Raw genomic sequence first — 17,887 nt, forward strand, 5'->3', positions numbered from 1 at the left:
CGGGACCGGTAAAGATCTCGGTGTCATGCGTTGAGATTGGACCAGGTCCAAGTCTTGGGAGGAAGTAGCTCCAGGCGCACCCAATTTGCAGTAGCACATAGGCGCAGCCGCTCTCTGGCCAGAAATTCGAGGTACATCGCTGACTAGCGACTCTCGTCGGCCGGAGAGATAAAGAGACGCGTTACTGAAGCAAGGTCAAAACGACTTTGCTTTTTTTTGGCTAGAATCATGATTTTAGAAGACGAAGGGCGTCATTGCACACGGTCAAAACGCGGCAGGAACGGAATGTCGTCGAGCGTGATCGCGTGATGGACGACGATTGCATACACGCCGGCAAAGACAATGCTGGCGATCACCGTCGTCGCGAGCATTTTCGGTAGCAACTTCGGCAGGTGCGGCGCGCTCGCCACGGTTCCCGGCGCGACCTCGCCCTCCTCCTCCTGAGTCCGGACGCCGATCGGCAACATGGCGAAAAGAACGATCCACCAGATGACGAAGTAGATGGCGACGCCAAAGGCGATCGTCATGTTTAAGCCTGTTCCAGTTCAACCAGGGTGCCGCAGAAATCCTTGGGATGCAGGAAGAGCACCGGCTTGCCATGGGCCCCGATCTTCGGGTCACCTTTGCCGAGAACGCGCGCCCCTTTGGCCACGAGGCGATCCCGCGCTTCCATGATGTCCGGCACCTCGTAGCAAAGATGATGAATGCCACCGTTGGGATTGCGCTCGAGAAAGCTGGCTATCGGCGATCCCTCGCCGAGAAGTCCTAGAAGCTCGATCTTGGTATTGGGAAGCTCGATGAAGACCGTGGTCACCCCATGTTCGGGCTGGTCGACCTCTTCCGATACTTGGGCGCCGAGCGTATCGCGATAGATTGCGGTCGCCGCCTTTAGATCCGGCACGGCGATGGCGACATGGTTCAAACGGCCGATCATCTACTAATCCTCGCTTCGCACTGAACGTGTTCTAATATGCTTCCATGTCCCGCGCTACTTGAGCGGCTTGCTGATGCGCTATCGCTTCGCTACTTGAGCGCTAAAGCACCGTCAACAAGACCGAGCACATCGGCTTCTTGCCCCAAGCCTGGTTGATAGCGGCTCGGACGCTGCGGCGCACCGCCTCGCAGACCGTCGCTTGATCCTTACGCCGTGGGCGGGGGATGCTTTCGATCGTGCCAATCACCGCGTCACGCGCAATCGTCGCCAAGGGCGTTCCCTCGCGGTCGGTCGCAGGCAAACCGGTGAGCGTAACCTCGGGATCTGCGAGAAGCAGGCCCTTATGCGACAGCACCAATGACACGGCGACCGTCCCGGCAAAGCTCAGCTTCCTTCGATCCCGCACCTGACCCTCGTCGGCCCGCGTGAGTATCGCGCCGTCGCGATAAATGCGTCCCACGGGCACGTCGTCGATGATCTTGGCAGGCTCCGGCAGCAGCCGCACCATGGTGCCGTTGCGGGCACGCACCACCTGCTTTATGCCGAGCCGTTCGGCGAGCTTGGCATGAGCTTCCAAATGGCGGCCTTCGCCATGCATCGGCACCGCGATGCGCGGCTTGGTCCAGGCGTAAAGCTGCTTCAATTCCCCGCGGCGGGGATGGCCGGAGACATGCACAGCCGCATTCTGATCGGTGATGACCTCGATGGTCTTGTCCGCCAGCGCATTTTGCACCCGCCCGACGGCCTTCTCGTTGCCGGGAATCGTGCGGGAGGAGAAGATCACCCGGTCGCCGGGATCGAGCTCAACATTGGGATGCTCGCCGGCGGCGATGCGCGACATGGCGGCGCGCGCTTCGCCCTGGCTCCCGGTGCAGAGCGCAACGACATTGCTCGGACGCAAACGGTCAAAGGCGGTCTCCTCAAGAAACGGCAGGTCGGGATCGAGATAGCCCGTCGCCTGGGCCGCCTCGATGACGCGATACATGGCGCGCCCCACGACCACGAGCTCCCGCCTTGCGGCGGTTGCGGCATCGGCGACTGAGCGAATGCGGGCAACGTTTGAGGCAAAGGTCGTCACCGCGACACGCTGCGGCGCCTCGCGGATCAAGCGTGCGAGCGTGACGGCAACGTCGGCCTCGGAGGGAGACACGCCTTCACGCACCGCATTCGTAGAGTCGCAGATGAGCGCCGCGAGCCCTTCCTCGCCTAAAGCGCGGAGGCGCGGCTCGTCTGTCGGGGCGCTCGTCAAAGGATTCGCATCAAGCTTCCAGTCGCCGCTATGGAGGACCGTGCCGAGCGGCGTCTTGATAATCACCGCCGACGGTTCTGGAATCGAGTGCGACATGCTCACGAGCTCGATCTCGAAGGGACCGATCGTCCGGTGGCTGCCCATGGCGACGATCTCCAGAGGCAGATTTTTGCTAGGCCCGTTCTCGGAAAGCTTCAAGGAGAGCATGGCCGCCGTAAACGGCGTGGCATATATGGTGACATCGCCCAGCCTGGGCCAGAGATCGGCGACCGCGCCGAAATGATCCTCATGGGCGTGGGTCAGGAGGAGGCCGACGATGTTCTGACGTTCGCCTTCCAGGAAACTGATGTCGGGGAGGATGACATCGATCCCGGGCTCATAGTCGCCGCCAAAGGTGATGCCCATATCAACGATCAGCCACTCCCGGTCTGATGGCGGACCGTAGCCGTAAAGATAGAGATTCATGCCAATCTCGCCGACGCCGCCGAGCGGGACGAAGACGAGTTCGGGGTCGTTGCGATTTCGTTTTGCGGACATGGATGGCGGCTATCGAGGTTCAGTGACCAGAAAAGAAGACGTCGCCGGCCGTGACGCGGCGTTCCGAACCGTCGGGCGTCAGCAGACGCAGGGCACCATTTGCATCAAGGCCCGCATATGCGCCTTCTATCTCCGCATCGTTCAGCCTGACGCGCAGGGGCCGTCCCGTGGGGCCCGCGCGATCGAGCCAAGCGCGGCGGACGGTCGGAAACCCCGCGCCGTCCCCCCAGCGGGTGAGCCATGCATCCGTCGTCTCAGCGAGTGCCTCCAGGGCGGCGGCGGGCGTGACGTCGACGCCATGCGCGGCGAGGCTCGTTGCCGGCTTCGGTACGTCGTGCGGATGGCTCGCGAGATTGATCCCGGTGCCGATCACCACGACGGAGCGCGTGTCAGATGGAGCGCAGGCATTTTCCAGCAACATGCCGGCAAGCTTGGCCCCTCCGAGCAAGATATCGTTCGGCCATTTCAATATCAGGTTAGACTGATTTTCGGGGCCGAGGAGCTTGGACACGGTGTCGTAGGCGACGACGCCGGCAAGCAGCGCGAGCTGGGCTGCCGTGCGCAGAGGACAATTGATGACGACCAGGAGACTGGCAAAGAGATTTCCCTGGCGGGACTGCCACTCCCGTCCCGCCCGCCCGCGGCCATGCGACTGCCGTGCCGACCAGATCCACAGCGGGCCGGGCTCGCCGGCGGCGGCGCGCCGGCTCGCCTCGGCATTAGTGGAGTCCGTCGTCTCCAGCCGCAGGAGCCGATATCCGCTAGGAACTTTTGCCGAGAGAGAGGAGAGTCCTGCCATTAAAACAGAGACTTGGCCGCGGCCCCGGCGGCGGTCACCAGCGGTGCGGGATAGACGAAATAAAGCAGCGTGAAGAGCCCGCTCACACCAAGGACAGCAACAAGAGATGCGGGCATCGGTTCGAAGCGTTCGGCTGGGGCGTCGAAATACATGAGTTTGACGATGCGCAAATAATAATAGGCCCCCACCACGCTCAGGAGCACGCCGATAACGGCGAGTGCATAAAGACCGGCCTGGATGGCGGCGAGGAACACGTAGAACTTAGCAAAGAAGCCCGCAAGGGGCGGAATGCCGGCGAGCGAGAAGAGGAGCATCGCAAGCATGAAGGCCATCAGCGGTTGGGTCCGCGAGAGGCCCGCGAGCTGCTCGATGTCATCAACCAGGCGCCCGCCGCGCCGCATGGCGAGAATGCATGCGAAGGTACCGAGCGTCATGGCGAGATAGATGGCCATATAGACGATGAGGCCTTGAACGCCCTCTTCGCTCCCGGCTGCGAGGCCGATTAGGGCGTAGCCGACATGACCGATCGAACTATAGGCCATCAGCCGCTTGATATTGCGCTGACCGATGGCGGCGAAGGAGCCGAGCGCCATGGATGCGATCGCCAGGAAGGTGACGATCTGTTGCCACTCGTCGGTCACTGACGGAAAGGCCGTGACGAGGACGCGCACGGTGAGCGCCATGGCGGCAAGCTTGGGTGCGGCGGCAAAGAACGCGGTCACGGGTGTCGGGGCACCCTGGTAGACGTCCGGCGTCCACATATGGAAGGGCACGGCCGAAATCTTGAAGGCAAAGCCTGCCATCAAAAACACAAGGCCGAAAACTAGTCCCAGATTGGTGCCGGACGGCTGGACCGCGGCGGCAATGGTGGCGAAGTCGGTCGAACCAGTGAAGCCGTAGACCAGCGATGCGCCGTAAAGCAGCATGCCCGAGGACAGTGCGCCGAGGACGAAATATTTGAGCCCCGCCTCGCCCGACAGTACCGAGTCGCGCCGGAAGGATGCGATCACGTAAAGCGACAGGCTTTGCAGTTCCAGTCCGACATAGAGCGCGATGAGATCGTTGGCGGAGATCATCATCATCATGCCCGTGGATGCGAGCAGGACGAGAACGGGATATTCGAATTTGAGCCCGCCGGCGTTCCGCCAATAGTCGCCAGACATCAGAAGCGCTGCCGCAGCGCCGGTGAGGGTCAGAAGCTTCATGACACGGGCAAACGGATCGACGATGAAGCTGTCATAAAACAGGGTTTGCGTATCGCTTCCGCCAGCCACCGAGATGCCGGCCGCAACGAGAACGCCGATTGCCAGCCAGAGCACGACATCGCCCTGGCGCCGCGGCATGAAGACCCCGAGCATAAGCAAGGCCATGGCGCCGATCGCAAGGATCAGCTCCGGCAAGGCCGCCTGCAGATCGGTGAAATCGTTCACGAGTGTCTCCAGCTAGGGCGCAAGCGCGAAGCGCGCTTGTTCGGCGGCGGCAAGCGCCGCCTCGTAATTCTTGATCAGAGCTTCGACCGATGTCGTAGTGGCATCGAGAATAGGGCCTGGGTAGAAGCCGAAAAAGATGGTGAGGAAAACGAGCGGCGTCATCACCGCGACCTCACGCCAGCTGAGATCCTTGATGAATTTGAGGCTCGGTTTCTCCAGCTTGCCAAACATCATGCGGCGATAGAGCCACAGCGCATAAGCCGCTGACAGGATTATGCCGGTGGTCGCGAGAAACGCGACCCATGTGTTGACGCGGAAGGCGCCTGCGAGACTTAGGAATTCACCGACAAAGCCGCTCGTACCGGGCAGCCCCACATTGGCGAGCGTGAACACGAGAAAGCAGAACGCATAGAGCGGCATGCGGTCGGCCAGTCCTCCATAGGCAGCAATTTCGCGGGTGTGCATGCGGTCGTAGACGACGCCGACGCAGAGGAAGAGCGCGGCGGAGACAATGCCGTGGGACAGCATCTGAAAAATGCCGCCCTGCAAACCCTGCATGGTGAGCGTGAATACACCGATCGTCACGAAGCCCATATGCGCAACCGAGGAATAGGCGACTAGCTTCTTGACGTCCTGCTGCGCGAGCGCGACCAAGGATGAGTAGATGATGGCGACGACCGACAACGCAAAGATCAGCGGAGCGAACTCCGCGGAGGCGATCGGAAACATCGGAATGGAAAAGCGTAAGAAGCCGTAGCCGCCCATCTTTAGGAGGATACCGGCGAGGATCACCGATCCGGCCGTCGGCGCCTCTACATGGGCGTCGGGCAACCAAGTATGGACAGGCCACATCGGCAGCTTCACCGCGAAGGAGGCTAGAAACGCAAACCAAAGCCAGGTTTGCATCTCCGGCGAAAAGTCGTGGGCCAGCAGCAGTGGAATGTCTGTGGTGCCCGCCTCCCAATAGATCGCCATGATGGCGAGCAGCATCAGCACCGAGCCTGCGAGCGTGTAGAGGAAGAACTTGAAGCTCGCATAGACGCGCCGCTGTCCCCCCCAGACGCCGATGATGAGAAACATCGGGATCAGGCCGCCCTCGAAGAAAAGATAGAACATCACGAGGTCGAGGGAGGTGAAGACGCCGATCATGAGAGTCTCGAGCACCAGGAAGGCGATCATGTATTCCTTCACGCGCGTACTGATCGCGACCCAACTCGCAAGGATACAGAGCGGCATGAGGAAGGTCGTGAGGAGCACGAAAGGCATCGAGATGCCATCGACGCCCATATGGAAGCTGATGGGCCCGAGCCAGGGATGCAGCTCGACGAATTGAAACTGCGCCGTCTGCGGATCGAAGTCGCGCCACAAAAGGAGCGAGATGGCGAAGGTGATGAGGGTGGTCCAAAGCGCGATGAAGCGCGTGTTGTGGAACACGCTCTCGTCCTGTCCGCGCAGCAGCACAATCAGCAGCGCGCCGAGCAATGGCAGGAACGTGACGGTGGAGAGAATGGGCCAGCCATAGCTCATGGCGTCAGGCCTCCACCCGTGAAAATGAAATAAGTGATGAGGAGTGCGACGCCGACCAGCATGACGAAGGCGTAGTGATAGATGTAGCCGGTCTGCAGGCGCACGACGCGGTTGGTGATGTCGATGACTCGCGCCGCGACACCGTCGGGCCCGATGCCGTCGATGACGGTCCCATCACCCGTCCTCCAAAGGAAGTGCCCGAGGCGCTTCGCCGGCCGCACGAAGATGGCGTCGTAGAGCGCGTCGAAATACCAGGCGTTGAGCAGGAACCGGTAGGCGCCGCTGAAGCGCTTCGAGAGCCCAAAGGGCACGAGCGGGTTGCGGATGTAGAAGTACCACGCGACGGCGAAGCCGAGGACCGTGACGATTGTCGGCGACAGTACCACCCGGAGCGGCACGTCGTGATGGCTTTCACTGTGGGTGACGAGCGATCCCCGCCAGAACTCCGCCTGGTCGGCACCGATGAAGAAATTGGCGAAGAGAGCGCCCGCGAACAGGGAGCTGAGCGCGAGGATCACGAGGGGCACACCCATGGTCCAAGGCGGCTCATGCGCGTGCTTCAGCACGTCCGGCTTCTCGTGCGGCTTACCCTCGAAGGCGAGGAACATCAGGCGCCAGGAATAAAATGAAGTGAGTAGCGCGGCGACGAGCGTGAGGACAAAGGCGTACGGCGCCATGACCGCATGGGATGCGTAGGCCGTCTCAATGATGGCGTCCTTGGAGACGAAGCCCGAGGTGAAGGGGAAGCCAGTGAGCGACAGCGTGCCGATAAGCATCATCGCCCAGGTGAAAGGAAGCACGTGACGCAGCGCGCCCATGCGGCGCATGTCCTGCTCGTGATGCAGCGCGTGAATGACGGCGCCAGCGCCCAAGAACAGAAGCGCCTTAAAGAAGGCATGGGTGAAGAGATGGAAGATGCCGGTGCCATAGGCGCCCAGGCCTTCGGCCACGAACATGTAGCCAAGCTGCGAGCAGGTCGAATAGGCGACCAGCCGCTTGATATCGGTTTGCACAAGACCAACGGTGGCGGCAAAGAACGCCGTCGTTGCGCCGAAAAAGGTGACGACGCCGAGCGCGATCGGCGCTAGCTCGAACAGAGGCGATAGGCGCGCGACCATAAACACGCCGGCTGTGACCATGGTGGCCGCATGAATCAGTGCCGAGACCGGAGTCGGCCCCTCCATCGCGTCTGGCAGCCAGGTGTGGAGCAGAAACTGCGCGGACTTCCCCATGGCCCCAATGAAAAGAAGGATGCAGATCAGCGTCAGGACGTCGACCTGCATGCCGAGGAAGTTCATGGTCTTGCCGACCTGATCCGGCGCGGAGGCAAACACCGTGTCGTACTCGACGGTGTTGAAGACGGCGAAGATCGCGAAGATGCCGAGCGCAAAGCCGAAATCGCCGACACGGTTGACGATGAAGGCTTTGATGGCGGCCGCGTTCGCAGCGGGCCGGTGGTACCAAAAGCCGATCAGGAGGTATGAGGCGAGCCCCACCCCTTCCCAGCCGAAGAAGAGCTGGAGGAAATTGTCCGCCGTCACCAGCGCCAGCATCGCGAAGGTGAAAAGCGAGAGATAGGCGAAGAAGCGGGGCCGGTGCGGGTCTTCCTCCATGTAACCGATGGAGTAGAGATGCACGAGGCCTGAGACGGTTGTGACGACCACCAGCATCACGGCGGTCAGCGTATCGATGCGCAGCGCCCAGGCGGATCTGAGGTCGCCAGAGTCGATGAAGCGCAGAAGCTCGATGCGCTCCTCCTGGCCTTGCAGCGCCACCTGATAGAAGGCGAGCCAAGAGAGGGCGGCCGTAATCAGGACGAGCGTCGTTGTGACGATCTCGGTAGGACGTGCGCCCACCGCACGCCCGAAAAAGCCCGCGAAAATCGCGCCGATCAGCGGCAGAAAGAGGATCGCCTCATACATCCGGACGCGCCTCAGCCCTTCATCAGATTGATGTCGGCAACATCGATGGTGCCGCGGTTGCGGAAATAGACCACGATGATGGCGAGGCCAATCGCCGCCTCGGCCGCCGCGACGGTCAGCACGATCAGCGCGAACACCTGGCCGACCAGATCGCCGTGAAAGGCGGAGAAAGCGACGAGATTGATATTCACCGCAAGCAGCATCAGCTCGACGCTCATGAGAATGACGATCACGTTTTTGCGATTGAGGAAGATGCCAAAGATGCCAATGGTGAAGAGGATCGCGGCAACGGTGAGGTAGTGGGAAAGCCCGACGGTCATGGCAGTCCCCTCCCCGATTCGACCTTCACGACCTCGACGGCCATCTCGCGCGTACGGCCGACCTGGGCTGCGATCGACTGCCGCCTCACGCCCTGTTTGTGCTGGAGCGTGAGGACGATCGCCCCAATCATGGCGACGAGCAGGATGAGCCCTGCCGCCTCGAAGAGGTAGACATAGCGGGTATAGAGGACCTGCCCGAGCGCCATCGTGTTGCTGATATCCGAAGCCGGCGGCGTCGGCGCTTGCGCCACCATGTCGGGGGCAGTCACCCATGCGCCGACCACAAAGATGAGCTCGACGAGAAGCAGGATGCCGACCGTCGCGCCAATGGGCAGATATTTGAGAAAGCCTGCGCGAAGCTCGGCGAAGTCGACATCGAGCATCATCACGACAAACAGGAAGAGCACCAGCACCGCGCCGACGTAAACAACGATCAGGATCATGGCGATGAACTCCGCACCAAGAAGCACGAAGAGGCCGGTGGCATTGAAGAAAGCCAGGATCAGGAAGAGCACGGCATGCACCGGGTTCTTCGCGGCGATTACCATGAAGCCCGCGCCGATGCACATGGTGGCGAAAAGATAGAAAAACAGCGCCGACAGCATCACGCAGCCTCAACGGCGGTTTTAAGCTCACTCGGGAGGTTGACCTCTCTTCGCATGCGAGAGGTAACGTATGACAAGGCTAACATGCTTGAAACGCCCCTCACCGATACGGCGCGTCGAGCGCCAAGTTTTTGGCAATCTCGCGTTCCCAGCGGTCGCCGTTCGCGAGCAGCCTGTCCTTGTCGTAGTAGAGCTCCTCACGGGTCTCGGTGGCGAATTCGAAGTTAGGGCCTTCCACGATGGCATCGACGGGGCAGGCTTCCTGACAAAAGCCGCAATAGATGCATTTCACCATGTCGATGTCGTAACGCGTCGTGCGGCGCGTGCCGTCGTTGCGGCGGGGCCCGGCCTCGATCGTGATCGCCTGCGCTGGGCAAATCGCCTCGCACAGCTTGCAGGCGATGCAGCGCTCTTCTCCATTGGGATAGCGGCGCAGCGCATGCTCGCCGCGGAAACGCGGGCTTAGCGGCCCCTTCTCGAAGGGGTAGTTGAGGGTTGGCTTCGGCGCGACGAAATATTTCAGGCCGAGCCAGAACGCTGACAGAAATTCCAGTAGCAGCAAAGATTTGGCGGCGCCGCGGAAGCGATTCACGCGCGAAATTCCTCTCTCAAGCCCCTTGCTGCCAGAGCCGCAATATGGCGGCAACCAAAACCACCATCAGAAGCGAAAGTGGCAAAAAGACCTTCCAACCGAGCCGCATCAATTGGTCGTAGCGGTAGCGCGGCACGATCGCCTTCACCATGGCGATCAGGAAGAACAGGAAGCAGGTCTTCAGCAGGAACCATAGCACGCCCGGAATCCAGGTGAAGGGCGCGACGGGAAATGGCGGCAGCCAGCCGCCCAGAAACAGCACGGTGCCCATGCCGCACATCAGAACGATGGCGACATATTCTCCAAGCATGAAGAGCATATATGGCGTGGAGGAATACTCGACCATGAAGCCCGCCACGAGCTCGGACTCGGCCTCAAGCAGATCGAAGGGTGGACGATTGGTCTCCGCGAGTGCCGATATGAAGAACACGACAAACATCGGCAGGAGCGGCAGCCAATACCAATTGAAGAGCCCAAGCGGGCCGTTCTGCGCTTCGACGATGCCGCTGAGATTGAGCGTGCCGGCGCAAAGCAGAACCGTGATGATAACGAAACCGATCGAGACCTCATAGGAGACCATCTGCGCGGCGGAGCGGAGAGCGGCGAGGAACGCGTATTTCGAATTCGAGGCCCAGCCGGCCATGATGACGCCGTAGACCTGAAGGCTCGAGATCGCGAAGATATAGAGGATACCGACATTGATATCGGCGACGGCCCAGCCTTTCGCGACCGGCATGACCGCCCAGGCCGACAGTGCGAGGCCCGCGGTCACGATGGGCGCGAGCAGAAAGATCCCCTTGTTGGCCGCCGCGGGGATAACGGCTTCCTTGAAGGCGAATTTCAAGAGATCGGCGAAGGACTGGAGCAGGCCGAAGGGACCGACGACGTTCGGCCCGCGGCGGAGCTGCACCGCCGCCCAGACCTTGCGGTCGGCGTAGAGCAGAAATGCCACGATGATCAGCAGCGTGCCCATCAATAGCAGGCTCTCCCCTACGATGAGAAGAAGGGGCAAGGCCGTATGCGACCAGAATTCAGCCATCGGTGCCGGTCGCCTTCGGGCTCGCACCTGCGTGCCAAGCGCTGAGACTCGCCATGATCTTGGAGGCGCGAGCAATGGGATTGGTCAGATAGAAGTCTGCGACGGCTTCCCCGAAACGCTCCTTGCCTGCTTTGTGGGATTTGGTTGCGAGCCGTTCGATGTCCGCACCGTCCGTGGGCGTGATCTCGTCCAGTAGCGCGAGATGCGGATGCGCCGCGAACAGCTTGGCGCGCAGCTCCTTGGTGCTGTTGAACGGTAACGGCTGACCGAGGGCGGCAGATAGCGCGCGCAAAATGGTCCAGTCCTCCTTCGCCTCGCCTGGCGGGAAGACGGCGCGCGCCGTCTGTTGCGGCCGCCCTTCCGTGTTCACGTAGGTTGCGTTTTTTTCGCTATAGGCAGCGCCGGGCAGAATGACATCGGCGCGATGGGCGCCGCGGTCGCCGTGACTGCCTTGATAGATGACAAAGGCGTTGCCTAAGCGTTCCACTTCGATCTCATCGGTGGCGAGCAGGTAGACCACGTCGATCTTTCCGGACGACGACGCGTCCAAGATCCCCTCGACGTCGAGCCCCCCCTCGCCCGGAACAAAACCAACATCAAGCCCTGCCACCCGTGACGCGGCCGTGTGAAGGACATTAAAACCGTTCCAGTATGGCTTGACCGCGCCCACGGTGCGCGCCAACTCGGCGGCAAGAGCCAGCACCGCGGCGCCATCCGCCCGCGCCAAGGCGGCCTGCCCGAGAATGAGCATGGGATGATCCGCCTCACTCAATCTGGAGGCGAAGGGGTGCGAGCCATCCGCGATCTGCGCCAGCGTCTCCGGTCCGCCGCCGAGATAGTCATAGTCGTAGGTGAGGTCGGCCTCGGTGCCGATGAGTCCGATCGGCAGCTTGCCCTGGCATTGGCGCCAGCGTTTGCGGATGCGCGCGTTGAGGACAGACGCCTCGGTCCGGGGATTGGTGCCGATGAGCAGGACTGCATCGGCGTGCTCGATGCCTTCGATGCTCGAGTTGAAGAGGTAGGTCGCGCGGCCCAAGGAGGGGTCGAGCTTGGCGCCATCCTGGCGGCAGTCGATATTCGGCGAGCCGATCTGCTCTGCCAGTGCCTTCAGGGCAAACATTTCCTCGGCAGCAGCGAGATCGCCAGCAATCGCCGCGAAGCGTTTTCCCTCTAAGTCCTTCAGTCTGTCGGCAATCGCATGGAAGGCCTCGTCCCAACTGGCGGGCTCAAGCTTGCCGTTGCGCCGGACGTACGGCTGGTCGAGGCGTTGCGTGCGAAGGCCATCCCAGACGTGACGGGTCTTGTCCGATATCCACTCTTCGTTGACCGCATCGTTGACACGGGGAAGGATGCGCAGCACTTCCTTGCCGCGCGCATCGACTCGAATGGCACTGCCGACGGCGTCCATAACGTCGATGGTTTGCGTCTTGCTCAGTTCCCAGGGCCGCGCCACGAAGGCATAGGGCTTCGACGTCAGGGCGCCGACAGGACACAGGTCCACGACATTGCCGGACAGCTCCGACATCATGCCGTGCTCAAGATAGGTCGTGATTTCCATGTCTTCACCGCGTCCGATGGCGCCGAGTTCCTCGGCGCCGGCGACTTCGGTCATGAAGCGCACACAGCGCGTGCAGTGGATGCAGCGGTTCATGAAGGTTTCGATCAGGGGGCCGAGATATTTATCCTCCACGGCACGTTTGTTGTCCTGGAAGCGCCCGGCATCGAACCCATAGGCCATGGTCTGATCCTGGAGATCGCATTCCCCGCCTTGATCGCAGATGGGGCAATCCAGCGGATGGTTGACCAGCAGGAACTCAAGCACGCCCTCACGCGCCTTTTTCACCTTCTCGGAGTCGGTGATGATGGTCGGTGGTACGCCGTCCCTGCCGGGCCTGAGGTCATTGACGCTCATTGCGCAGGAAGCGACCGGCTTTGGCATCCCGGCAATCTCGACGAGACACATGCGGCAATTGCCGGCAATTGAGAGACGCTCGTGATAGCAGAAGCGCGGTATCTCGATGCCTTCAAGCTCGCAGGCCTGAATCAACGTGATTCCGTTCGGCACCTCGACTTTGCGATTGTTGATGATGAGCTTAGGCATCGCGCTTCGGCGTCTCTCTCAAGGCGTTGTGCATGAAGGCCCGAAACTTTGGCGTGTATTGTTCGAGGTAGCCGGAATTCAGAAAGTGAGGCGATAGCAGATAGGCCCGATGCAGTCGAAGTTGAATGCGGACGGCTGCGTGCCATTCCTTTGACGGCAAGACCACCAAAATCTCTTCGCTCGCATTCAAGACTGTGTCAAACAGCTCGTATTTCTGAAACAGTTCCTGACTGCCGTCGATGGTCAGATTGAACTCAGCCAGCCTCAGGGTCGGGTCGGAGAGTTTGGGATTGTCGAAGGCAAGCCTCAGAGTCTCTCTCCACAATTCATTGGCGTTGCCACGACGCTCGGCTCGGTGATTTTCTGAGATTTGCAGATGCGCATAGATCAGGGCGGCGATGGCAGCGGCCGCCATCACCACGGTCCCCAGCGTTACGGCATTGTCCCAGGCCCATCCCATGCACGATCCCTACTCCGCAGCGACCGGCACCGACGGCGCGATTGGCTTCGTGCTCTGCGCGTCGATGCGGTCCTCGATAACGTGTCGGAAATGGCGGATGAGCCCTTGCACCGGCCAGGCGGCGGCATCGCCGAGGGCGCAGATGGTGTGGCCTTCGACCTGATAGCTCACGTCGAGCAGCATCTGGATCTCGCCCTTCTCCGCCTCCCCTTTCGCCATGCGCTCGAGGACGCGCCACATCCAGCCGGTACCCTCGCGGCAGGGCGTGCACTGACCGCAGCTCTCATGTTTGTAGAAATACGAGATGCGGGCGATGGCACGGATAATGTCCGTGGACTTATCCATGACGATGACGCCGGCCGTGCCGAGGCCGCTCTTCACGTCGCGCAAACTGTCGAAATCCATCGGGAGATACTTACATTGGCTCGCCGGGATGCAGGGAACCGACGAGCCGCCGGGAATGACCGCAAGAAGATTATCCCATCCGCCGCGAACGCCATTGGCGTGAACCTCGATCAACTCCCGCAACGGGATGCCCATCTCCTCCTCGACATTGCAGGGCTCGTTCACATGCCCTGAAATGCAGTAGATCTTGGTGCCGCTGTTATTGGGGCGACCGAGTGAGGCAAACCACGTGGCGCCACGGCGCAGGATGTCCGGCACCACGGCAATTGTCTCGACATTGTTGACTGTGGTCGGCGATCCGTAGAGCCCGACACTGGCCGGGAACGGCGGCTTGAGGCGCGGCTGGCCCTTCTTGCCTTCTAGGCTTTCGAGGAGTGCGGTTTCCTCGCCGCAGATATGCGCGCCCGCCCCGTGATGGACGTAGAGGTCGAAATCCCAATCGTTCACATTGTTCACGCCAAGGAGTTTCGCCGCATAGGCCTCATCGATGGCGGCTTGCAGGATCTCACGCTCGCGGATGAATTCGCCGCGAATATAGATATAGGCCGTGTGGGCGCGCATGGCGAAACCGGCGATCAGCGCACCCTCGATGAGAAGATGCGGATCGTGACGCATGATGTCGCGGTCTTTGCAGGTGCCGGGTTCCGATTCGTCGGCATTGATGACGAGATAGTTCGGCCTGCCGTCGGACTTGGTCGGCATGAAGGACCATTTCAGTCCCGTCGGAAAACCGGCCCCGCCGCGTCCGCGCAAACCTGACGCCTTCACCTCCTCGATGATGCCCTCGGGACCCCGCTCGATCATGGCCTTGGTGCCGTCCCAAGTTCCGCGCGCACGCGCAGCCTCGAGGCCCCAAGGGTGGATGCCATAGAGATTCTTGAATATGCGGTCCTTGTCCTGCAGCATCATCGCACCTTCTTGCTGCTGGCATCGCTGAGCGGCGGCTTGGGCTCGACGGCGTCGCGGACATTCGCGGCAGCCCCGGGACGCTTCGCCTTGCGGTCCGTCAAGGCGGTTGCCTCGCCCCCGCCCGTCTCGCGCGGCTTCGACGCGTAAAGTTCCGGATCGGATAACGTCGTCGGACCGCTTAGGGGCGCCGACGTCTGCCGCTCGACCTGCGGCCCGGGGGGCGCCTCGCGTCCAGCCTTCAGGCCGCTAAGCAGCGCTTCTAAGGTCTCTGGCGTGAGGTCCTCGTAGTAATCCTTATTGATCTGCACCATCGGCGCATTCACGCACGCGCCGAGGCACTCAACCTCGGTCCAGGAGAACAGGCCGTCAGCGGTGACATGGCCGGGTGCGCCGATCATCGCGCGGCAGACACGCTTGAGACCATCTGCGCCGCGTAGCCAGCATGGCGTGGTGCCGCAAAGCTGCACGTAATAGCGGCCGACAGGCGCGAGATTGAACATCGTGTAGAAGGTCGCGATCTCATAAACACGGATATAGGCCATGCCCAGCATGTCCGCGACATAGCGGAGTGCCGGCTCCGGCAGCCAACCGCCCATCTGTTCCTGGGCGCGCCATAGGAGTAGGAGCACCGCCGAGGCTTGGCGGCCTTCCGGATATTTCGTGAGCTGCATCTTTGCCCAGTCGAGATTCTCGGGCGTAAAGGCAAAACCTTCGGGCTGCTCAGTTGCGAGGCGTCGAACGCTCATTTTTTCTCATTGTAAACGGCGGTTGCTGAGATTCACCGGTCGACCTCGCCGAAGACGACATCGATCGATCCCAGCACGGCGGAGACGTCCGCCAGCATATGCCCGCGGCAGAGGAAATCCATGGCTTGGAGATGCACGAAGCTCGGCGCCCTGATCTTGCAGCGATAGGGCCGATTGGTCCCGTCCGATACGAGATAGACGCCGAACTCGCCCTTGGGCGCCTCGACCGCCGCGTAGGCTTCGCCCGCCGGCACGTGATAGCCCTCGGTGTAAAGCTTGAAATGGTGAATAAGCGCCTCCATCGAGCTTTTCATCTCGGCGCGGCGCGGCGGCACCATCTTGTGGTTCTCGACCACGACGGGGCCGATCTCCGTGGTCAGACGCTCGCAGCATTGCTTCATAAGATGAGCAGACTGGCGCATCTCCTCCATCCGCACGAGATAGCGGTCGTAGCAGTCACCGTTCTTGCCGATGGGAATGTCGAAATCCAGCTCGCTATAACATTCGTAAGGCTGTGACTTACGCAAGTCCCAGGCGGCACCCGAGCCGCGCACCATCACGCCGGAGAAGCCGAGCGCCCACGCGTCCTCCAGGGACACCACGCCAATGTCGACATTGCGCTGCTTGAAGATCCGATTGTCGGTGAGCAGGCTCTCGATGTCGTCGCAGACCTTAAGGAACGGATCGCAGAAGGCGTAGATATCCTCGACGAGCTTGGGCGGCAGATCCTGATGGACGCCGCCTGGGCGGAAATAGGCCGCGTGCATGCGGCTGCCGCTGGCGCGCTCATAAAAGACCATCAGCTTTTCACGCTCCTCGAAGCCCCACAGCGGGGGGGTCAGCGCGCCAACATCCATGGCTTGGGTCGTGACATTGAGGAGATGGGACAAGAGGCGTCCAATCTCCGAATACAGAACCCTGATGAGCTGCGCCCGTCTCGGGACCGTGACCCCGACAAGCTTCTCAACGGCCAGCGAATAAGCATGCTCCTGATTCATCGGCGCGACGTAGTCGAGGCGATCGAAATAGGGCAGCGCCTGCAAATAGGTCTTGTACTCGATTAGCTTCTCGGTGCCGCGGTGCAGAAGGCCGATATGGGGATCGACCCGATCGACCACCTCCCCGTCAAGCTCAAGGACAAGGCGCAATACGCCGTGAGCGGCCGGATGCTGCGGCCCGAAATTGATCGTAAACTTGCGGTCCTCGGCGGCCGATGCGAGTTCTTCAAAATCAGTTTTGGACATCAGGCGTCGACCTTGACAGCGGCGACCTTGGCAAGCTTCGGCGCGAGCCCGCGCTTGAAGCGATCCCAGGTAACGATGAATCGCTCGTGCGTCCCGGAGCCGATCTCGTCCATGCCGTCATGGGCCGTGACCTTGAATTTCACGCGCGGACCCCTCGCCTCGACGCACTCCGCATCCACCGTCACGGTCAGCCCCGGAGGGGTCGCGGCCTTGTGGGAGACGTCGATATGGACGCCCAGACTGCCTTCGCCGGCGTCGAGATGCGGCTCCAGCAATTGCACGCAGGTCCATTCCATCAGACCGACCATGAAGCCAGTGGCGAAAACCTCTGGCATCGCCTGAAGCTGCGGCGCTTCGGGATAGAGATTGGGAACCGTCTTGCTTACCGGCACGGTAAACTTGAAGTGATGTGTGAGACCTGGCTGGAGCGACGGCTTCATGGCGTGTCGTCCCGTTCGCGCGCCTCGCCTGCCTTCTCATCGCCGGGTATTGCGGTGTCCATGCCTTCCCAGGGGCTGAGGAAGTCGAAGCTGCGATATTCCTGCATGAGTTTCACGGGCTCATAAACGACCCGCTTTAGCTCGTCGTCGTAACGCAGTTCGATGAAGCCCGTGAGAGGGAAATCCTTCCGCAGCGGATGCCCCTGAAACCCGTAATCGGTGAGGATGCGGCGAAGGTCGGGATGACCGTCGAACAGGATCCCGTAGAGATCGTAGGCCTCGCGCTCGAACCAGTTGGCCGCTGGAAAAATCTCGACCACGCTCGGGACAGGCGTGCTCGCATCTGTCGTGGTGCGGACGCGGATGCGATGGTTCAACCATGGACTCAAGAGGTGATAGACGACCTCGAAGCGCTGTTCGCGCTCGGGGTAATCAACGCCGCAAATGTCGATGAGGCAACCGAAGCGGCAGCTTGGATCGTCACGCAACAGCGCCAGCACGTGGGGAACATTCTCGCGCTCGATCTCGATGGTGAGCTCGCCCAGCGCGATCTGCCAGCGCAGCAGCGTCGTTCCAAGGCAGTCGGCAAGATGGGCGCCGAGCTCGTTCAGTGCGTCATCCATGAAAA

At 61.3% G+C, this 17,887-nt stretch carries 18 protein-coding genes; all 18 read right to left on the minus strand.

What is annotated here, in order from left to right; genetic code table 11:
* Positions 1–251: 251 nt before the first annotated feature.
* Positions 252–527, minus strand: a complete 276-nt coding sequence (locus ACR2J1_RS01540) for a DUF1467 family protein (RefSeq protein WP_434017597.1) — start codon at positions 525–527, stop codon at positions 252–254.
* 2 nt (positions 528–529) lie between these two features.
* Positions 530–934 (minus strand): methylmalonyl-CoA epimerase, encoded by a 405-nt coding sequence (gene mce / locus ACR2J1_RS01545; RefSeq protein WP_434017598.1) that lies wholly within the window; start codon positions 932–934, stop codon positions 530–532.
* A 100-nt stretch (positions 935–1,034) separates the two neighbouring features.
* Positions 1,035–2,720 (minus strand): ribonuclease J, encoded by a 1,686-nt coding sequence (locus ACR2J1_RS01550; RefSeq protein WP_434017599.1) that lies wholly within the window; start codon positions 2,718–2,720, stop codon positions 1,035–1,037.
* A gap of 19 nt (positions 2,721–2,739) precedes the next feature.
* Positions 2,740–3,519: a biotin--[acetyl-CoA-carboxylase] ligase gene (locus ACR2J1_RS01555; RefSeq protein ID WP_434017600.1), complete on the minus strand. Its 780-nt coding sequence runs from the start codon at positions 3,517–3,519 to the stop codon at positions 2,740–2,742.
* Positions 3,519–4,961: an NADH-quinone oxidoreductase subunit NuoN gene (gene nuoN, locus ACR2J1_RS01560; RefSeq protein ID WP_434017650.1), complete on the minus strand. Its 1,443-nt coding sequence runs from the start codon at positions 4,959–4,961 to the stop codon at positions 3,519–3,521. Before nuoN ends, ACR2J1_RS01555 begins: the two co-directional genes overlap by 1 nt.
* Positions 4,962–6,476 carry an NADH-quinone oxidoreductase subunit M gene (locus ACR2J1_RS01565; protein ID WP_434017601.1) on the minus strand — a complete coding sequence of 505 codons (1,515 nt, stop codon included), beginning with the start codon at positions 6,474–6,476 and terminating at the stop codon, positions 4,962–4,964.
* A complete protein-coding gene (gene nuoL / locus ACR2J1_RS01570) occupies positions 6,473–8,398 on the minus strand; it encodes an NADH-quinone oxidoreductase subunit L (RefSeq protein WP_434017602.1) in 1,926 nt (641 codons plus the stop codon). Before nuoL ends, ACR2J1_RS01565 begins: the two co-directional genes overlap by 4 nt.
* A gap of 11 nt (positions 8,399–8,409) precedes the next feature.
* Complete coding sequence (gene nuoK / locus ACR2J1_RS01575; RefSeq protein ID WP_434017603.1) at positions 8,410–8,718, minus strand: NADH-quinone oxidoreductase subunit NuoK; 309 nt, start codon at positions 8,716–8,718, stop codon at positions 8,410–8,412.
* A complete protein-coding gene (locus ACR2J1_RS01580) occupies positions 8,715–9,326 on the minus strand; it encodes an NADH-quinone oxidoreductase subunit J (RefSeq protein WP_434017604.1) in 612 nt (203 codons plus the stop codon). The genes nuoK and ACR2J1_RS01580 overlap by 4 nt, the downstream gene beginning before the upstream one ends.
* 97 nt (positions 9,327–9,423) lie before the next feature.
* Positions 9,424–9,915 carry an NADH-quinone oxidoreductase subunit NuoI gene (gene nuoI, locus ACR2J1_RS01585; RefSeq protein ID WP_434017605.1) on the minus strand — a complete coding sequence of 164 codons (492 nt, stop codon included), beginning with the start codon at positions 9,913–9,915 and terminating at the stop codon, positions 9,424–9,426.
* Between the two features lie 16 nt (positions 9,916–9,931).
* On the minus strand, positions 9,932–10,954 hold the full coding sequence (nuoH, locus tag ACR2J1_RS01590) for an NADH-quinone oxidoreductase subunit NuoH (protein ID WP_434017606.1): 1,023 nt from the start codon (positions 10,952–10,954) through the stop codon (positions 9,932–9,934).
* The gene (nuoG, locus tag ACR2J1_RS01595) at positions 10,947–13,055 is read right to left on the minus strand and encodes an NADH-quinone oxidoreductase subunit NuoG (RefSeq protein WP_434017607.1); all 2,109 of its coding nucleotides are present in this window, start codon (positions 13,053–13,055) and stop codon (positions 10,947–10,949) included. Before nuoG ends, nuoH begins: the two co-directional genes overlap by 8 nt.
* Positions 13,048–13,515 (minus strand): hypothetical protein, encoded by a 468-nt coding sequence (locus tag ACR2J1_RS01600; protein WP_434017608.1) that lies wholly within the window; start codon positions 13,513–13,515, stop codon positions 13,048–13,050. The genes nuoG and ACR2J1_RS01600 overlap by 8 nt, the downstream gene beginning before the upstream one ends.
* Before the next feature lie 9 nt (positions 13,516–13,524).
* Complete coding sequence (gene nuoF, locus ACR2J1_RS01605; protein ID WP_434017609.1) at positions 13,525–14,826, minus strand: NADH-quinone oxidoreductase subunit NuoF; 1,302 nt, start codon at positions 14,824–14,826, stop codon at positions 13,525–13,527.
* Positions 14,826–15,575 (minus strand): NADH-quinone oxidoreductase subunit NuoE, encoded by a 750-nt coding sequence (gene nuoE / locus ACR2J1_RS01610; RefSeq protein ID WP_434017610.1) that lies wholly within the window; start codon positions 15,573–15,575, stop codon positions 14,826–14,828. The genes nuoF and nuoE overlap by 1 nt, the downstream gene beginning before the upstream one ends.
* A 32-nt stretch (positions 15,576–15,607) precedes the next feature.
* Entirely contained in the window at positions 15,608–16,819 is a 1,212-nt protein-coding gene (locus ACR2J1_RS01615; RefSeq protein ID WP_434017611.1) for an NADH-quinone oxidoreductase subunit D, read from the minus strand.
* On the minus strand, positions 16,819–17,259 hold the full coding sequence (locus ACR2J1_RS01620) for a thioesterase family protein (RefSeq protein ID WP_434017612.1): 441 nt from the start codon (positions 17,257–17,259) through the stop codon (positions 16,819–16,821). Before ACR2J1_RS01620 ends, ACR2J1_RS01615 begins: the two co-directional genes overlap by 1 nt.
* Positions 17,256–17,882: an NADH-quinone oxidoreductase subunit C gene (locus tag ACR2J1_RS01625; protein ID WP_434017613.1), complete on the minus strand. Its 627-nt coding sequence runs from the start codon at positions 17,880–17,882 to the stop codon at positions 17,256–17,258. Before ACR2J1_RS01625 ends, ACR2J1_RS01620 begins: the two co-directional genes overlap by 4 nt.
* Between the last annotated feature and the right edge of the window lie 5 nt (positions 17,883–17,887).

Origin of the sequence: Methyloceanibacter sp. (assembly GCF_050999895.1) — a bacterium.
Classification (GTDB): Bacteria; Pseudomonadota; Alphaproteobacteria; order Rhizobiales; family Methyloligellaceae; genus Methyloceanibacter.